The sequence below is a fragment of the Paenibacillus pseudetheri genome (genome assembly GCF_924513355.1).
GTDB lineage: Bacteria > Bacillota > Bacilli > Paenibacillales > Paenibacillaceae > Paenibacillus_AQ > Paenibacillus_AQ pseudetheri.
Window position 1 is genome coordinate 73,563 of sequence record NZ_CAKMAB010000012.1, and the last position, 17,783, is coordinate 91,345.

Below are 17,783 nucleotides of genomic sequence, written 5' to 3' on the forward strand. Positions count from 1 at the left end.
TTACAGTGATGAGGTACGCCGAGGATAATGCTTCCGCTCTGGTAATAACGGATGTGACATCTCAAGTGGATGAACGGTTCTGTACGCTGAGATGGCGCTGGCCGGACGGCGTGCAGGCGGTGTACATCCATAAGACCTCCGCAGAAGAGGCTTCAATTGGCACCGGGGATATTCCTCCGGTCGGAATGAAGCTCTACACTCGTGAGGAATACAAATCTAACAATGGATACCGTGATCGATTGGATGAGATCGGCCTAGTCTCCTATACCATATACGCTCGCCTTGCTGAGAACGGAGAGACACTGCTGGTGAGGCAAAGTGACGGTGCGAACCGTGTGGTGGTCAGTGCAGGCAAAGCCAGAATCTATTATTCCGTTCAACAAAAAAGAGGATTATTCGGAAAACAAAAGACCGTACATATGGCGATTACGGCAGAAGTTCCAGTGGCTCGAGATGTCCTCTGTTATGTTAAGAAACGGGGAGGACATCCGGCAGGGAAAGAGGATGGTATTCTCTTTCCCTTTGTACAGGATTTCGCCCCTGGACGCAATGTACTCCCGCCGATTGAGATCGGTAAGGATGATTTTGTACGCATCTTTTTCACCGACGGTCCTAAGTATGGGCTTTATTACGAGCTGGTGCCGGAGTAAGATCAGTCTATGCGTACAAGCGAGTGTTGGACAATGCCTGTCCATAGCAAGATACGCAGATACAACTTTTGGGAGGATGAGTAGATGTCTTTTTTTAGCCGTTTTATGAAAAAGAATCAGCCGGAGCCAAGGCCGCTTTTTTATGATATTGTGTGTCCGTATTGCTTCACTAAGTTCTCTCCGGAGGATGTAGTCTTTCGGGCTATGCATAGCCGAGAGGACGATGAGAATTACGCGCTGGGCGAGGATGATGCCTTGAATAAATACCGTGAGCGCTTTGGGCTCGATACGGTGGATGACATAGAAGCAATCATTAATCCGGCGGATATTCCGGAAGAATACCATCATTATACCGATCATGTGTTAACAGGGCTTACGGATCGTTATGGAGTGCTTACACGCAGACGGCTATGTCCATCTTGCCATAACGAGCTGCCTGTGACTGCAGGTAAGGTTCCAAGTAACATTATCTCGATTATCGGAGCTTCCCAAGTCGGGAAGTCGGTATATATGACCGCGCTGATTCATACCTTGCAGCATACGACAGCAGGTCATTTCGATGCCGCTTGTATGCCGCTCAACGCGGAGATTAGCCGTAAGTTCCGTACGCTCTATGAAGAACCGCTGTTTGAACGCGGGGATCTGCTAGCTTCCACACAGAAGGAGAAAATGCAGGAGCCGTTTATCTTTCAATTTGTTTTTAAGGATGAAGAAAAGCCGCCGCTGACACTTGTGTTCTTTGATGTAGCAGGTGAGGGCATGGTGGATCAGGATTATCTCGGACTACACGGTCAACATATTAAGAACTCTGCCGGTATTCTGTTTATGGTCGATCCGCTGCAAATCCGTTCGATCCGTGAGAAGATTCATATTAACATCGGTGATCGCCCGGGCGAATGGGTCTCGCAATATGACGAGCCGCGTGATGTTGTGCTGACGATGTTCGGTGATTTTATTGCCTATCAGGAAAAGAGCAAAACTGACATTCCAACAGCAGTCGTTCTTGCGAAAAGTGATATGTTGCATTCGCTGAAGGATGAGGATGGCGATTACATCAAGTCCAACAGTAATGTGTTCAATAACTATGTCCATCGCAAAACATTGAATATGGATGAATTCCATAACATCGACGGAGAAATCCGCAGATTTATTGGTAAGGTGGACAGACCTTTTAAAGATACGATGGATGTGTACTTTTCGAATACGGGCTATTTTGCGGTATCTGCGTTGGGCAGTAATCCTGTGAATCAGAAGATTGAGGGTGTAGTAAGCCCGATTCGCGTAGACGAGCCGTTTATTTGGCTGCTGCATAAGCTGAAGTATATTGAGGGGAGCGACGGCCCGTGAATGTTTTCTCAGGGTCTAAGATCACCCAACAAATGTATACCCGCGAACGCCGCGGATTATTTCGTTCCACTGAAGGCTTTGATACAGTAGCGAAATCGGACAGTCTGGACAATAATTTTATCAAAAAAACACTACATCCCTTCTGTCTCTACGATGCTCCAGCAGAGCTGGCCGCGCGTGGGGAGAAGGATGAGTTTCAATATCCTAGTGCGCTGCACCTGTTCCATGCAGAGAATGGCGACACGGTTATTGGGATGAGTCGTTATCAAGCGACGGATTTTACGGGTCAGCGGAGCGCCTTTTTTGCACATAACTTTGTAGTTCCTGCCTCACGTTCAGAGGAGATTATTCAGAGCTACGGGGACTTTCTGCATGCTGATTTCGCAAAAAGCTATGAAGGAGAGCTGGGCGGAACCTTGCCGGAGCTGTCAGCTATTCCAGTTATACGTACGGATCGTCGCCCTGATCCTATAGCGGGTTTACGCTTGTTAGGAATTAATGAAGGGATATTTAAGGCATTGCTGCAAGCAGTGATGCTCTCTGTGGCAGGAAAGAAAAAAATCTATATCGCTCTAAATGTACCTATCACGGAGCTGTCCGCACGTGCGGTGGAGCTTACAGAGATTTTATATAGCGTGCTGCCGTATGAATTCCGCCGTAGATTAGGCGTGATTACGTATGCTAATGAACCGCAGAGCCGTAAATATATACATCTTAGCTTCGTGGAAAAAGGTTCGCTCCGTTCCGGTGATCGCAGCATCGAGAAGGATTTCACCTTCGATTTGGTTTCCGGTCGGATGGGGAATGTAGATCTTGGTGAGTCCCGTCAGCCGTATGCTGATCTGGTTTGGAAGCTTTTACTTCTGAATCCAGGGGATCTTGACGATTTCGTAAGTTTTGCCGATCAGATCCTGCGTGGAGAAAGTCCTGAGCATAAACTATCGCTCGCTCTTTATAATGAGTTAGCCGTATTTTATGAGATTGAGCAGGGGAATGAGCACTTATATACAGAGAACAAGAGCGCAGTGCTGAGTGGTTTGCTCACTTATCTTAAAGCGGAGGGAGCTATTCATTCCAGAATCCGACTGAATGATATTTTCTTGGAGCGGTTCGACCGAGAATTTGATTTAGTCCGGCAAAGGAATGTTCCGGAGCCTGCTATTATGGAGTGCTTTAAGGATTATTTTGTGCTCAAAGATCATAATTACAAAATCAGAATCGTCGATTATTTCATTAATGGAATGCTTCATAGCGTGGAAGCGGGCCGGAAGGATATCTTGGGTGCCGCTTACGGGATCATTGAGAGTAATGATGAGTTAAGTGCAGCCTACTTCCAGCGCGTGATGTCTGAAACTTATTTCCGTAAGCAGCTACTTGAACCTTATATGGAGACAAGACTAGCTGCTGCATCTAAATCTGCGGACATCCTGAATTTTGTGCTCCATTGGGGCCGTTTTCTGCCAGCTGCGTTAGAGCAGCCCTTTGCTCAGGATGCCGTTAGGGACTATTTGCTGGAAAAGCTACAACTGGAAACTGATCCGGTTGCTGCCGTGGCGGAAATTCATGGCACTGTAGATAAAGCAGAAAAAGATCGACGTAGAGGTACAGGCGTTTCACCTAAAGTACTCTCTCTAATGCAGGATCTTGCTGCTTCAGCAGACAGATTCTTGCTGAACAGGCTATCCCTTACTGAAATGACGCAGGAGGACTTACTAGAGGTTGTTTTCTTACGTTATGGTAATGTTGTCGATTGGCAGCCGCCACTAGACAGGATTAGCAAGCAGAAAGAGAATGCGCTGCGTGCCGCTTACCGCTGGTTTGGTGAAGAGAAGCCGAATGAGGAGATTTTTGCAGGATTGTCTCCGCAGGAACTAGACGATGTGCAGCTACTGGGTCGTCGTTTGCTAAAGGAAGCTCGAGTGCTAGAGCCATTTGAACGTCTGCCTCTAGCTTTCTACTACACCAGTCAGCGCGAGGGTGGTCCGCTGGATTATGACGCACTCCTGGAATTAGTAAAGAATAAAGCCGGTACGGATAAGGATGTTATCTATCGATTCTTTGCATGGTCTCAAGGAAATTCTTTATTTACGATATCGAATAAAAAGCTTTATCCGGGTTACCGCCGGGCGATTCTGAAGTATTTCCAGAGCAGTGACCGCGAAGCCTTCAAGAATCGTGAGTTCCGTAAAAGCTATGTCGCTACAGCACGGCCTGCTCTTCAAAATGTGTACAATGAAGCTCGCTCCCAGCTCGCTTCCCCGCTGGCGCGCTGGATCAGCCGCAGTCGATTTCGACTCCTGATCTCCGGTTCCATCACGGGCATTTTGGTGATTATCGCAATTATCGTATTCAGTATGCTGCGCCCGGATGATTCAAAGACGGCTCTGCCAGGGACAAGCCCTGAGCCGACACCCGTTCAGAGTGCAGGCAATGAACTGCCTCCGGCTTCAGTATACTTGAAGGATCAGAGCGTCGAAGGAGATAAGGGGAGCAGCATATTGGTGTTCACGTTTGCCAACGCGGATGATTGTGTGCAATTTAATCCGCCGGAGATTAGTCTGATGACTTCATCCAATGTGGTGGATAAGAGCTTTAAGGTCGCTGCTAGCAATGGAACTTGTCCAGTTCCGTCAGCGGATGCCACAGGCACTACTGCTGAAACGGCTGAAGGCGCAGACGCTACTAACGCAGATGTTGATGCCTCACCGTCTCCTACCCCGGTATCTGATGCGGATAATAGCACAGTTGAGCCATCCGCGACAGCTGTCACAGAAGCAGTACAGCCATCCTATCAGGTGGAGGTTACCTTGGAACCGGGAGCGACCATCGTAGAGAAAAGTATGATCAAGGCGGGAAGATTTACACTGATTGTAGATCCCGCTCCTATGGATACACTGGGTGTTAACTCAAGTGCTGAACCTTCGCCAACTGCAAGCCCGGAAGGAACAGCTGAATAAAGGAATTTCTGATCAGCAGGACGATGCCGAAAGGTTTGGTTCTGCTGTTCTTTTTTTGTTACTCATACAAAGCTTTTCTATAGACATGCTATGTATTAATAGATATGATTATGAAAATAAGGTAATACCGCCCTTCATAGGGGCGGTCTTTATGTTGTGCGCTCTTATTATGTAGTATCCATTCCTTTATAGAAAGAGGTTGAACAATGAAGAAAATAATCAACTCCAAGTTTTTTGTACTTGGACTGGCCATATTCATGGTCATTTCAATTTTAGGAACATCTCTTGCTCCGGCAGGAACCATCTTCGCAGAGGCAGGCGTTAGCACAGGACTAGATGAATCTAGCGATTCAGCTGCTAAGGCGGAGCGAATTAATGTTGCGGATGCGACCTATACGGCTGCAGAGTTTATTCTAAAGGGTGGCGTGCAGTCAGATTGGCAAGCCATTGGACTAGCTCAAGCAGGATATAAACTGCCTGCGAGTTATAGCCTATCCCTTGAGAAAAAGGTGAAGAATGCAGAGGGCAATTTCGCGAGCGTAACGGATTATGCGAGAATCGTACTCGCAGTAAGAGCAATTGGTGCTGATCCTACCAACTTTGCTGGAAGCGGAACAACTCCTGGCTATAATTTAATAGAGAAGATCTATAATCATGACAAAATCAGTGGACAGACACTTAATAATCCAGTATATGCTTTGATTGCACTGGATTCTGGTAAATATAACATTCCATATCACGCAAAATGGACAGTGGATAAGCTCATTGCTGAGATTATTTCTAAGCAAAATCAAGATGGTGGCTTTGCTTTAACGTCAGGCGCGAGCGAGCCTGATATGACAGCGATAGCTTTGGCCGCTCTAGCGGCACATAAGCGTAATCCAGAAGCCTACACAGCAGGGCTACAAGCCGTAGCATGGCTATCCAATGCTCAAGATAGCCATGGAGGTTACGGAGATAGTGCTGAGAGCGCAGCCCAAGCTATTCTAGGTCTCACTTCCTTCGATGTAGATCCAAGCGGATTAGAATTTACCAAGAATAAAGTGAATCTGATCGGGAATCTACTGAGCTACCGTCTCGCTGACGGCAGCTTTACTCATAGCCGTGGCGGAAGCAGTAATATTCTAGCTACTGAGCAGGGCCTTCAGGCGCTTGTAGCCTACAATCTACTATATAAAGGCAGTAACAGTAAGTTATACGATTTTTCTAAGTCATCCGTTCAGAATGCCTTAATCTATGCACCTGTTACTGTAGAGGGTCCTAAGAGTACTTTAGCACAGGGATATGGATATGCTAATAACGTGCTTGGTGCACTAGAGAAGTTGGCTCTTCAGACGAACTTGCTGATCACGAATCCTTCCGGTGCATATGTCACAGGAATTGGAAACATTCCGGCCGGAAGCTACGGCGGCTATGACGGATGGATGTATGCCGTATCCCGTAACGGTCAATGGATTAACCCTGATGTTGGAATGAGTGATTTTGCGCTTAAAGATTCAGATCAGGTACTTGTTTATTATGCTGGAGATGATACTAAACTTGTAGATTCGGTAACGGTGTCCAAACCAAGCCCTAAAGAGGGCGATTCTTTTACTGTAGTAGTGACTAGTAAGACATGGAAATGGGACGCTGTAACGAATACGTCCTCCCCGGTAACTGCCAAAGCTTCTGGCGTTCAGGTCCAAATTGGAAATCGCATCGTAACAACGAATGCTAAAGGCGAGGCGTTATTCGCAGGGAATGTTCCAGCAGGTGATTACAAGCTGACTGTAACAGGCTATCGTGAAGGAAAAGCGCCATCGATAGCTAAATATACTCAAGATCTAAAGGTAATTCCTAAGAATGTAACGGCTTCACTTACCGTTGAGGGTCCGCAAGGACTGATCGGTGAGGGGACTTTAAAGGCTTCCAATGCGCTTGAAGCTTTGCAGAAATTGGGGTTATCTAATGATTTTAAAGTAGATATCACGAAATCGTCGTATGGTAATTTTGTATCGGGCATTCATGGAGTTACTCAAGGCCTTTATGATGGCTGGTGGAGCTTCGTAGTATGGCGTAGCGGTGAATGGATCTATCCAAGTGTGGGTATGGACGCTTTTGAATTACAGGAATACGACCGTGTTCTTGTATATTATGCCGGAGAAACCACACAGGTTGTTGATACTGCGGTTGTATCCTCTGCACAGCCGAAGCCGGGTGAAGCTTTCACAGTAACAGTTTCTCAGAAAAAATGGGTGTGGAATAAGGATACCTTTACTTCCGATCCAGTGACTTCTCCAGCCGCTGGCGTGCAGGTCTTGATCGGTGATCAGAAGGCAATCACAAATGCTAAGGGTGTAGCTGCTTTTGAGCAAGGTCTGCCAGCGAATACCTATACGATCATTATTACTGGATATGCTAAAGATAGTGTGCCTAGTGTGGCGCGTTATTCTCAGTCACTAAACATTGCTTCAGATGTTATTGCTCCTGTTAAAGCTACGGCTACCATTTCAGTCGTTGGGGATAACAAGAAGGGTGCGATTCTGAACAGTATAACAGTAGCGCTAAAAGAAGGTGAAACGGCTCATAGCTTATTGATTAGTCAATTAGGCGATAAGGTAGTATCATCCGGAAACGCTGGTAGTAAATACGTGAAATCTATAGATGGTTTGTCCGAATTTGATGGCGGTCAAAGCAGTGGATGGAAGTATAAGACGAATAGAGATGCTGATCCAAGTATCAGCGCGGACAGCTACATTTTAGAGAATGGTGATATATTATATTGGTACTATTCATCAGGAGAATAAGTACGATTGATTATTCGTTAGGGGGACACTACGATTCGGGGTATTAGCGGATCGAGTGTCCGTTTTTGTTTTCGTTCGTTGCAATATTTGACAACAGAAACCTTTTTTCGACATTTTATTCATGTTTTTATTTAAAAATCATCACACTATTCGTCTTTCTTACCGATAAAAATAGATAGTTAGTAAGATCATGTGAAGGCGGAATGCAGATGAAGAATATGAAAGTAAAATTCAAAATTGGGATCCTAGTGGTATTTTCTGTAGTCATGTTGAACATTGTGGGGGTAACTGGCTTTATCACCATGGACAAAATGGCCCAAAAAACAACAGAGACGTATAATGAAAACTTGTTGCCTGTTTCTTACGTGGGACAAATGCGTACAAACAATCGGGCCGTTGAAGCTTTTCTCTTGGAGCGCTTGATTAGCGTTGATGTAAATAAGAACAAACAACTGAAAGAGAGCATTGCGGAGAAAGTTCAGGAAAATAATAACCTTTTGAACAAGTTGAAGACAGTCCAATACAATGATAGTACGGTAGTGAGTAAAATAAAGGAATATGAGTCCTCCTTAACAGACTATCGTGCACAAAGAGAGAATATTATTCAGGTTGCGGATAGCAAAGGTAGTCAAGAGGCCTTTCAAGTATTTACAGGTGAGTTTAGTAATTCCCGTGAGAAAATGATCAATATGCTTAAAGGAATAAGCGATTCGCTGCAAAAGGGAGCTGGAGATCATAATTCAGAGTCTATGGCTACCGCTAAGAGCATGAAGACTAAAAGTATAGTATTAATATCGTTCTCTTTGATTATTTGTATCGTGCTTAGTGTTGCGATCATTCGACTGATTACGAAACCTCTTAAGGAACTGCAAGGTTTAATGAAGCGGGCGGAAAATGGAGATTTAACCGTCACAGCAACGTATACCGCTAAGGATGAAATCGGCCAAATTAATAGCTCATTTAACAATATGCTGGAGAGCTTACGGAAGATGATGCAAGGCATTGCTGAGAGTGCAGAATTGTTATCAGCCTCATCGCAAGAGATGAGCGCTAGTGCTGAGCAGACCTCGCTGGCTTCGCAAATGATCGCCGAATCTTCAGGAGAGATTGCAGCGGGGTTTGATGAACAGACGGAAAGCATTAATCGTACCTCTCAGTCTATACAAGCTATGACCAATAATATTTCGGCCGTAGAAAGTAGCAGTTTTGAAATGTCCGACCTTATGGGAGTCGCTTCTGGTTCAACAGATCGAGGGGTAATCGCCGTAGATAACATCATTGAACAGATGAAGGAAATCGACTCCGGCGTAACTCGGAGCCAAGAGATTATTAGTAACCTTGGACAACTGTCTCAGGATATAAATACAATTATTACTACGATTAACGGTATTGCAACACAGACGAACCTGCTGGCGCTTAATGCTTCTATCGAAGCCGCGAGAGCTGGAGAACATGGACGTGGCTTTGCTGTAGTTGCTGGAGAAATTCGGGGTCTTGCAGAAGCGACGCGAAACAGTTCACTGAAAGTAACAGATATTATTACGCATATTCAAAAGCAAACTGAAAAAGCAGTAGAATCAATGGCTTTCGGCTCTGAGCTAGTCTCTAACGGTGTAGTTCAAAGTCAGCTCGTATCTCAAGCGTTTCATGAGATTCAAAGCTCTATTAAAGAAGCTACGCTGCAGACGGAAGAGATTAGAGAGGCAGTTGCGCATGTCTCTTTAGAGTCACAAGGTGTAGCGGCAGCAATGGAACAGGTCAATGCTATATCCGATAAAGGGGCAGTGGGTGTTCAAGACACCAGCGCAGCTAGTCAGGAGCAACTGTCTGCTATGGAGGAAATGTCCGCATCAGCTCAGTATTTAGCGGTGCTGGCGGAAGATCTGCAGAAGACTTTAGCACGATTTAAATTATAACGCGAAATGAAAAAAAAGGACGTCCCAGAGCCATTTAGGCTTTGGAGACGTCCTTTTGTGTGTTGTTGAATGGAGTTAAGCATACCAGCCCCATACGAAGATGAAGAGCGTACCAAAAATCGTAACTAAGCCAACGAATAAGGCATAGGCGATATTGAGGTAGAGTTCTTTCTTGGTATCAGCTGATTCTCCAATATGCATGAACAGGAAGAGCTGCAGGGAAGCCTGAATGAGCGCTGTAATAAGCAGGATAGCCATGTTCGCACTATTAGATAGATCAAGGTAGATTACAGCAAGTGCAGCCACAGAAAGGACAAGAGAGGCTAAGAAACCCATCACATGGCGAATTGGAAACAGTTGCTTCATCATGCTACATCAGTCCTTTCAGATAGACGAAGCTGAAAATAAAGATCCAGACAACGTCCAAGAAATGCCAGTACAGCGAGAAGATAAAGGATTTATTGGCCGTAGCCGGAGTAATACCTTGACGCTTCAACTGGATTAAGATAGCCGCACCCCACAGGAATCCGAACGATACGTGAGCTCCGTGTGTTCCCAGCAGTACAAAGAGACTGGAAAGGAATCCGCTGGTTTGAAGTGTAGCCCCTTCGTGAACATAAGTGACAAACTCCATGATTTCAATACCAAGGAAGCCGAGACCCATTAGTAGGGTTAGTCCGAAAAAGACCATCATAGCTTTCTGGTAACCATGCCGCATAGCATGAACTGCAAGACCGATCGTAAATGAGCTTGTCAACAGCAGTAATGTTTCGATCATCACTGGACCAATTTCAAAAAGGTCCGGCCCGCTAGGGCCGCTGGCAAAACGGTCTACCATTACAAAGTAAACAGTGAACAACGTAGCGAACAGTGCAATCTCTGCTCCTAGAAAGACCCAGAAGCCAAAGATTTTATTACTATTCTCTTCTGTTGAGTATTCAAGCGGCTTAGACGCATCTATTTTCATATTGTCTCACCCCGCAATTTCTTTTCAGTAGCAATAACTTCTTCTGCAGGGATGTAGAATCCGTGATCCCGATCGAAGGACATAGCCGCTAGAACGATGAGGATGCCTACTCCGGAGATAATTGCTGGAATCCAGAGACTGAATACCAGAGAGAATCCTGCGACGAAGAAGATAACACCCAGAATAAATGGTTTTCCTGTATTGCTAGGCATATGAATCTTAGTAATCTTATCTTCAAAGAGTGGTACTTTGTCCATTTTAGAAGTCCAGAAGGCATCGCGTGTTTTTACAGTTGGAACCACTGCGAAGTTGTAAGCCGGAATCGGGCTCTTGGTTGCCCACTCCAGTGTACGTGCATCCCATGGATCTCCATCGGTATCTCTTGGCTCATAACGTGTACTCCAGTAGATGTTATAGACTAGAATAACGAAACCAATCATTAGACCAACTGCCCCGACAAACGAGAGCATACTTAGCGGTCCAAATCCGGTATCCGCGGAGTAGGTGTATTGACGACGAGTCATACCCATAAGTCCAAGAATAAACAGCGGGAAGAACGCTACGTTAAAGGAAATAATAATCCACCAAAAGGCGTGCTTGCCAAGACGTTCGTTTAGGCGGAAACCGAATACTTTAGGGAACCAGTAATGGAAACCTGCGATAACGGCGAACACGGCACCTGGAATAAGAACGTAGTGGAAATGCGCTACCAGGAACATCGTATTATGGTACTGGTAATCGGCACTGGCCATAGCCAACATGACACCTGTAACCCCACCAATCGTAAAGATCGGAATAAACGCCAGGGTGTATAGCATAGGTGTCGTGAAGGTTATTCGCCCTTTTCGTAAAGTGAATAGCCAGTTGAATATTTTAACACCTGTTGGTACGGCAATAGCCATGGTTGTAATCGAGAAGAAACTGTTAACCATAACGCCTTGACCCATTGTATAGAAATGGTGAGCCCATACTAAGAAGGACAAGAGGGAAATAATCAACATACTAAAGACCATGGATGTATAACCATACAGGTTCTTTTTGGAGAAGGTGGCGATAATTTCGCTATAAATACCGAACGCCGGCAATACAACGATATATACTTCTGGATGTCCCCATACCCAGAATAGGTTGGCCCATAACATATCCATACCGCCGTTGGCCATCGTGAAGAATTGAGAGCCGAACAACCGGTCGAACATCATCAACGCGAGCGCTACCGTAAGCACTGGGAAGGCGAAAACAATAATTACGTTCGTGATTAGTACGGACCAAGTAAACATTGGCATCTTCATCAACTTCATGCCAGGAGCACGCATCTTCAGAATCGTTACAATAAAGTTAACGCCTGTGAGGAGTGTACCGATACCTGATATTTGTAGCGCGAGCGAGTAGTAGTTGTTACCAACCGTTGGGCTGAACTCTATACTTGCTAGTGGGAAGTATGCAGACCAGCCAGCATCAGGTGATCCCCCGATAACAAACGAAATGTTAAGCAGCATTGCTCCGAAGAAGAAGAGCCAGAAGCTGACGGCGTTAAGACGCGGGAAGGCAACGTCTCTGGCACCGATTTGTAGCGGAACGATAACATTCATCAGACCGATAATAAACGGCATGGCCATAAAGAGAATCATAATCAAGCCGTGTGTTGTAAATACCTCGTTGTAATGCTGTGAGTCAAGGAATTTCATATCTGGAGCTGCAGTTTGCAGCTTCATCATCATAGCGTCAACGCCGCCGCGGAAAAGCATTAGTAGCGCAGCGAGGATATACATAATCCCAATACGTTTGTGGTCAACCGTAGTCAACCATTCGCGCCATAAATATCCCCATTTTTTAAAATAGGTCAGGCCGACGATAATCCCGATTGTAGCCAGAACAATACTTGCCATAGCTCCGTAAATCAGGGGTTCACCGTGAACCTTGAATTTATCCCAATCCATTAGGAATCGCTCCTTTCAATTTGCTCAATTAACATGGACTAATGTCCTTCATGTGTGGTGCTCTGTTCATCCAGTTCTGGATTAGGTTCGCTGTTAAACTCCGTCTCGCTAGATGGTGCTGGAGACGGATGAATTTCTTTATTATCCTGATGCTCCATAGTTCCATTATCCATATCCATTTCTTTACCATTATTACTCATATGGTCGCCATGGTCTCCCGGAGGAGGGCTAAAGGATAAGTGAGTGTTGGTGTATGTTTTACGTCCGACATATTCCATTTTCAAAAGATTTTTGAATTCGTCTTCGGTTAATGGACCTGCTGTTTCTTTAACATCTTTTACCCATTCTTGATAGTCCTTATCAGTCATCGCAAGGGCTTCAAACTCCATGTGGGCAAAACCCTTACCATTAAAGTTCGCATTTCTTCCGGTATAAGAACCTACAGTATCCGCTGAAAGATGCAGAGTGGTAAGCATGTCACTCATCGCATATTTTTGTCCTCCCAATTGAGGGATCCAGAGACTTGAGATCGTACCGAAAGAGTATAATCTGAACTCGACAGCGCGGTGAACTGGAATGTTCACGTAGTTTACGGTTTCAATACCTTCCTCAGGATAGCTGAAATGCCATTTCCAGTTGGAGGAGGAAGCATAGATTACAAGCGGTTTCTGATCTTTATAATCCGCTGCAACGTTTTCTACATCTACTGTCGTTTTGACAGTGACCACGGAGAGGAATGCCACGATAATAATCGGGATTGTAATCCAGATGGCCTCCAACCATTTGTTTCCTTCCTCGTGAGGAGGAATATAATCTTCGTTACTTTTCTTAGCGCGGTACTTCAAAAGTACAAAGACATATAAGATGTAGACAACTGCTAGAACACCGAGCATCACAACAATGGAGAGAATGATCGTGTCAGACAGAGTTCTCGCAGCCGGCCCCTTCGGATTCAGAACAGCGATTGAACTGCATCCTGGCAAGAGTAAAATTAGGCTGAGAAATAAAGCGTATAACGGTCCCTTTTTGTTCATGCTTAAGCTCCTTCCTTCAATACTTCTATTAATTAACCCTCATCATTACCTTCATATATAGTAAGAACTAATGAGAAAGAAAGCAAAAGACTTATTTTCCCATTTAAGCCATAATAGACCTTAATAATGGCGATCAAGTTAAATATGTGTGATCAATTTGTTACAAGTTCCTAATGATATGATAAAGATCACTGTAACCGCGCTGTTTAATGGTTATTTTTTTCGTTCAAACTTTGTTCAATAATTAACTAAAGTTGCTAATTTGGACACATCTATTTTGTGCAAAAGGATTGGAATTTAACCATTTTTTGTTGGTGTGAAAGGATTTGGCCGAAATCTCCGTTTGATGAATTTTGTCGAAATATCTGCGAAAGTCGAAAAGGGTAACAAATTATTCTGTATTAAGTTACAATCTCTCAAATTTCTAACTATTAATCTATGATAATGTTATAGGTAAATATACGAGATGGGAGATTTTTTAAGATGTTTAAAAAGAAAGTGTGGCTATTATTTATAGTATTATTCGTATGTACGGGCTTGGTACGAGAGATAGATACAGTGAATGCAGCGGGTGCGGCAGGATCCCTGAAATTAGGGGTGAACGATAAATTAACTAAGATTGATGCAGTGTCGACAAAGGATACATATTATGTTTCACTGCGTGATTTGTCCCTAGAACTGAATCTTAATCTTACCCTTCAGGGTGTTGGAATTCATGTTAAAGGGAATAACGGTTCCATCGAACTGCTGAATGATCACGCAACAGCTCTTCTCCCTAATGGAAAGACTATTCCGCTGAAAACATTTGTGAAAAATGGTAGAACGATGGTTCCTGTGAAGATGACCTCTTATCTTGGATTTTCAATTTCGTTTAAGCCAGCTCAATCTTTACTAAGGGTGTATAATTCCGGAGCTAAATTAGACGATGCTGCATTCGTGAATCAACATAAAAAGGCTTTGCAACAGAATGTAACTACAGGGACGACAGGCACAAAGGGGAAAGTCGTATATCTTAGCTTTGATGATGGCCCATCCGCTACAACCTCTCAACTACTTGATATTTTGGCGAAGTATGATGCGAAGGCAACCTTCTTCATGTTAGGAAATAACATGAACGCACACGCGTCTCAAGTGAAACGCTTAGTGAAAGATGGACATGCACCTGCTTTACATGGCATGACACATGTGAAAGATAAATTTTATGCTTCTCCAGCTTCTGCGTTGAAAGAGATGAATGACGATAATGCAATTCTGAAGAAGATTACAGGTAAAAGTACAACACTGATTCGTACACCTTATGGTAGTAAACCTTATTTAACAAAAGCTTATAGAGATAAGATACTAACCCAAGGGTATCATCTGTGGGATTGGAACGTTGACTCTGAGGATTGGAGATATAAGAACGATAGTAATTCCATCTATAATACGGTTATGAGAGAAGTTCATAGCCTGAAGAAGAGCAGCCCAGTGATTCTAATGCATGATCAAAAGGCTACACTTAAAGTTCTTCCGCGTATCCTAGAGGCACTGAAGAAAGAAGGCTATGCGTTTCATATTATTACTTCAGATATGGAGCCTAACAATTTTTGGAACGATAAGCGCTAAATCTGCTAGTGAAATTATATCATTCATATTGTTGAGGCGGCAGATTTGATCTGCCGTCTTTTTTTTGATGTCTGAAATATTTGTGGATTTGACACATGTAGGCTTCTTTAATCTATCGACGTAGTTAATTTCTCATGTTATCATGATACTCTGATAACGTATTAGCGAACTAAAGCACACAGCGCTGTGTCAACGATGGGGGATAAAAGAGATGAAGAAAAATGCACTTTTAGTTTTATTTATGATCATGGTTATTGCAGCTTTATCAGGCTGTTCGTCTTCTGGGAGCAAGGATGGAAAGCTGGTGATCGGGATTGATGATAAGTTCGCTCCGATGGGCTTTAGAGATGAGAACAATGAAATTGTTGGGTTTGATATCGACTATGCCAGAGCTGCAGCTGAGAAAATGGGCAAAGAAATCACTTTTCAGCCTATTGACTGGTCGGCTAAGGAGTCAGAACTGAATAGTGGGCGCATTGATATGATTTGGAATGGTTATACCATCACAGATGAACGTAAGGAAAAGGTATTATTCACTAAGCCCTATCTTGAGAATAGTCAGGTAGTAGTCGTACTTGCGGATTCGGCTATTTCAAAGCTTGAGGATTTAGCTGGTAAAGAGGTAGGACTTCAAAGTCTATCCTCTGCTGCCGATGCATTAAATGCTAATCCGATTAAAGACCAAATTGCTAATCTGTCGGAATTTCCGGATAATGTGCTAGCGCTCACAGATTTGAAAACTAAGCGCCTGGACGGTGTAGTCATTGATGAAGTGGTAGCCAGATATTATATGTCAAAAGAGCCTAATACCTTTAAGTTACTAGATGAATCGCTTGCTCCTGAGCAGTATGGTATTGGAATTAAGAAAGGCAATGAGGCACTACTAGAATTACTTCAAAAGGCTTTGGATGAAATGAACAACGACGGAACGGCTGCGAAGATCTCCACAAAGTGGTTTGGTGAGAATAAGGTATTGAAATAGAAGGTCAATATAAGAGTTTATTGGAGAAATGAAAATGGATTATATAATACAAATTTCCGGGCCGATGTTAGAAGGCGCGCGTACAACTATTTTATTGTTCCTTATTGTTATCTTGGTGTCGATTCCGCTCGGGTTCCTAGTCACTTTGATGGCGAAGAGTGTGATCAAGCCCGTGGCTTGGATTGCACATACCTATATTTATGTCATGCGGGGAACACCACTTTTACTGCAATTGTTATTTTTTTGCTTTGGTTTACCACAGATTCCGGTGATTGGACAATATCTGGTCATGGACCGCTTCGTTGCGGCGAGTCTCGGATTTATTCTTAACTATGGGGCCTATTTCGCGGAGATCTTCCGTGGGGGTATGCTCTCCATTGATAAAGGGCAGCATGAAGCAGCCAAAGTACTCGGACTGAGTAAATGGCAAACGCTGCGCAAGGTAATTCTAGCTCAAATGTTTAGGGTAGCTTTGCCAGCAGTGGCAAATGAATCGATATCCTTGGTCAAAGATACGGCTCTGCTGTATGCCGTTGCTGTACCTGAGCTACTGAACTATGCCAAAACAGCAGTGAATCGAGACTTTACTGTAACCCCCTTTGTAGTGGCGGGAGTGATTTACTTACTGATGACGCTGGTGCTCACTTTATTCTTCAAAGCACTGGAGAAACGTTTTAAATTCGAGTAGAGGGACTGTCTGAATATGAGTAACATGATAGAAGTAAGTGATTTACAGAAATCCTTCGGCAATTTGGATGTGTTGAAGAAGGTTAGTTTCAATATCCAGGCGGGAGAAGCCGTCGCTGTTATCGGACCTTCGGGTTCAGGTAAGAGTACGATGCTGCGTAGTCTAGTCCATCTAGAGGAAATTACGGGAGGAAGCATCTTCATCCAAGAAAAGCCGCTCGTGGAGAATGGAAAATACGCTAGTGGAGCAAGTATTCGTGAGATCACGGCATCCATGGGAATGGTGTTTCAGCACTTTAACCTATTTCCACATTTAACGGTGCGAGGCAATCTAGAGCTAGCTCCAAGGATGTTGAAACGGGAGAGCGTGAAGGAGATTATGGCTAGAAGCGAGAACTTACTTTCTAAGGTAGGGCTTGCTGAAAAAGCGGATGTGTATCCTGCAAAGCTGTCGGGTGGACAAAAGCAGCGGGTTGCTATTGCGAGAGCATTAATGCTTAATCCTGATATTCTATTGTTCGATGAACCCACTTCCGCGCTTGATCCTGAACTCACGGGCGAGGTACTACGCGTCATTCGTCAACTTGCTGAGGAGAATATGACGATGATTGTTGTCACTCATGAGATGAACTTTGCTCGTGATGTTGCGGATCGTGTGATTTTCATGGACAAAGGTGAGATTACGGAGTCTGGAACACCAGAGCAGATTTTTGATCATCCACAGCAGGAACGAACTCGGATGTTTCTGAGTCAAGAGTCGAGACTGTGAATACCTCGGACTAATAAAGTGTCTATTTATGAGATAAAATCCCCGCAGTGGTTAAATAACTGTGGGGATTTTTTGCGTTGACATAAAGATCAAACTGTATTAATAATAGTAGTACAGTTAATACACAGCATAATGGATTTAAT

Annotated in this window: 13 protein-coding genes; 9 read left to right on the plus strand and 4 right to left on the minus strand. The window is 44.1% G+C overall.

Annotated elements, in window-relative coordinates:
* The first annotated feature begins 8 nt into the window (after positions 1-8).
* From L1028_RS13345 to L1028_RS13365, 5 genes are all read left to right on the plus strand, one after another.
* Positions 9-650, plus strand: coding sequence for a hypothetical protein (locus L1028_RS13345; RefSeq protein WP_042185104.1), 642 nt, complete (start codon positions 9-11; stop codon positions 648-650).
* Positions 651-734: 84 nt separating this feature from the next.
* Complete coding sequence (locus L1028_RS13350) at positions 735-1,997, plus strand: TRAFAC clade GTPase domain-containing protein (protein WP_042124368.1); 1,263 nt, start codon at positions 735-737, stop codon at positions 1,995-1,997.
* Positions 1,994-4,954 carry a GAP1-N2 domain-containing protein gene (locus L1028_RS13355; RefSeq protein ID WP_234534571.1) on the plus strand — a complete coding sequence of 987 codons (2,961 nt, stop codon included), beginning with the start codon at positions 1,994-1,996 and terminating at the stop codon, positions 4,952-4,954. The genes L1028_RS13350 and L1028_RS13355 overlap by 4 nt, the downstream gene beginning before the upstream one ends.
* Positions 4,955-5,160: 206 nt before the next feature.
* A complete protein-coding gene (locus L1028_RS13360) occupies positions 5,161-7,740 on the plus strand; it encodes a DUF4430 domain-containing protein (RefSeq protein ID WP_234534573.1) in 2,580 nt (859 codons plus the stop codon).
* Between the two features lie 209 nt (positions 7,741-7,949).
* The gene (locus L1028_RS13365) at positions 7,950-9,656 is read left to right on the plus strand and encodes a methyl-accepting chemotaxis protein (RefSeq protein WP_234534575.1); all 1,707 of its coding nucleotides are present in this window, start codon (positions 7,950-7,952) and stop codon (positions 9,654-9,656) included.
* 75 nt (positions 9,657-9,731) lie between these two features.
* On the opposite strand, the gene qoxD is transcribed toward L1028_RS13365, so the two are convergent.
* Genes qoxD through qoxA form a run of 4 tightly spaced genes read right to left on the minus strand, consistent with a single transcriptional unit; the run spans position 9,732 to position 13,597 of the window.
* Complete coding sequence (gene qoxD, locus L1028_RS13370) at positions 9,732-10,025, minus strand: cytochrome aa3 quinol oxidase subunit IV (RefSeq protein ID WP_179085737.1); 294 nt, start codon at positions 10,023-10,025, stop codon at positions 9,732-9,734.
* Position 10,026: 1 nt separating this feature from the next.
* Positions 10,027-10,623, minus strand: coding sequence for a cytochrome aa3 quinol oxidase subunit III (qoxC, locus tag L1028_RS13375; protein WP_076283869.1), 597 nt, complete (start codon positions 10,621-10,623; stop codon positions 10,027-10,029).
* Positions 10,620-12,563, minus strand: a complete 1,944-nt coding sequence (qoxB, locus tag L1028_RS13380; RefSeq protein ID WP_234534577.1) for a cytochrome aa3 quinol oxidase subunit I — start codon at positions 12,561-12,563, stop codon at positions 10,620-10,622. The genes qoxC and qoxB overlap by 4 nt, the downstream gene beginning before the upstream one ends.
* A 38-nt stretch (positions 12,564-12,601) precedes the next feature.
* Entirely contained in the window at positions 12,602-13,597 is a 996-nt protein-coding gene (qoxA, locus tag L1028_RS13385) for a cytochrome aa3 quinol oxidase subunit II (protein WP_094871516.1), read from the minus strand.
* Between the two features lie 483 nt (positions 13,598-14,080).
* Here qoxA and L1028_RS13390 point away from each other — a divergent pair, with 483 nt between their 5' ends.
* From L1028_RS13390 to L1028_RS13405, 4 genes are all read left to right on the plus strand, one after another.
* On the plus strand, positions 14,081-15,202 hold the full coding sequence (locus tag L1028_RS13390) for a polysaccharide deacetylase family protein (protein WP_234534579.1): 1,122 nt from the start codon (positions 14,081-14,083) through the stop codon (positions 15,200-15,202).
* A 211-nt stretch (positions 15,203-15,413) separates the two neighbouring features.
* Positions 15,414-16,184, plus strand: coding sequence for an amino acid ABC transporter substrate-binding protein (locus tag L1028_RS13395; protein ID WP_234534581.1), 771 nt, complete (start codon positions 15,414-15,416; stop codon positions 16,182-16,184).
* Positions 16,185-16,212: 28 nt separating this feature from the next.
* Positions 16,213-16,872 (plus strand): amino acid ABC transporter permease, encoded by a 660-nt coding sequence (locus tag L1028_RS13400; RefSeq protein ID WP_149646444.1) that lies wholly within the window; start codon positions 16,213-16,215, stop codon positions 16,870-16,872.
* A gap of 15 nt (positions 16,873-16,887) precedes the next feature.
* Complete coding sequence (locus L1028_RS13405) at positions 16,888-17,640, plus strand: amino acid ABC transporter ATP-binding protein (RefSeq protein ID WP_423803039.1); 753 nt, start codon at positions 16,888-16,890, stop codon at positions 17,638-17,640.
* The last annotated feature ends 143 nt before the right edge of the window (positions 17,641-17,783 follow it).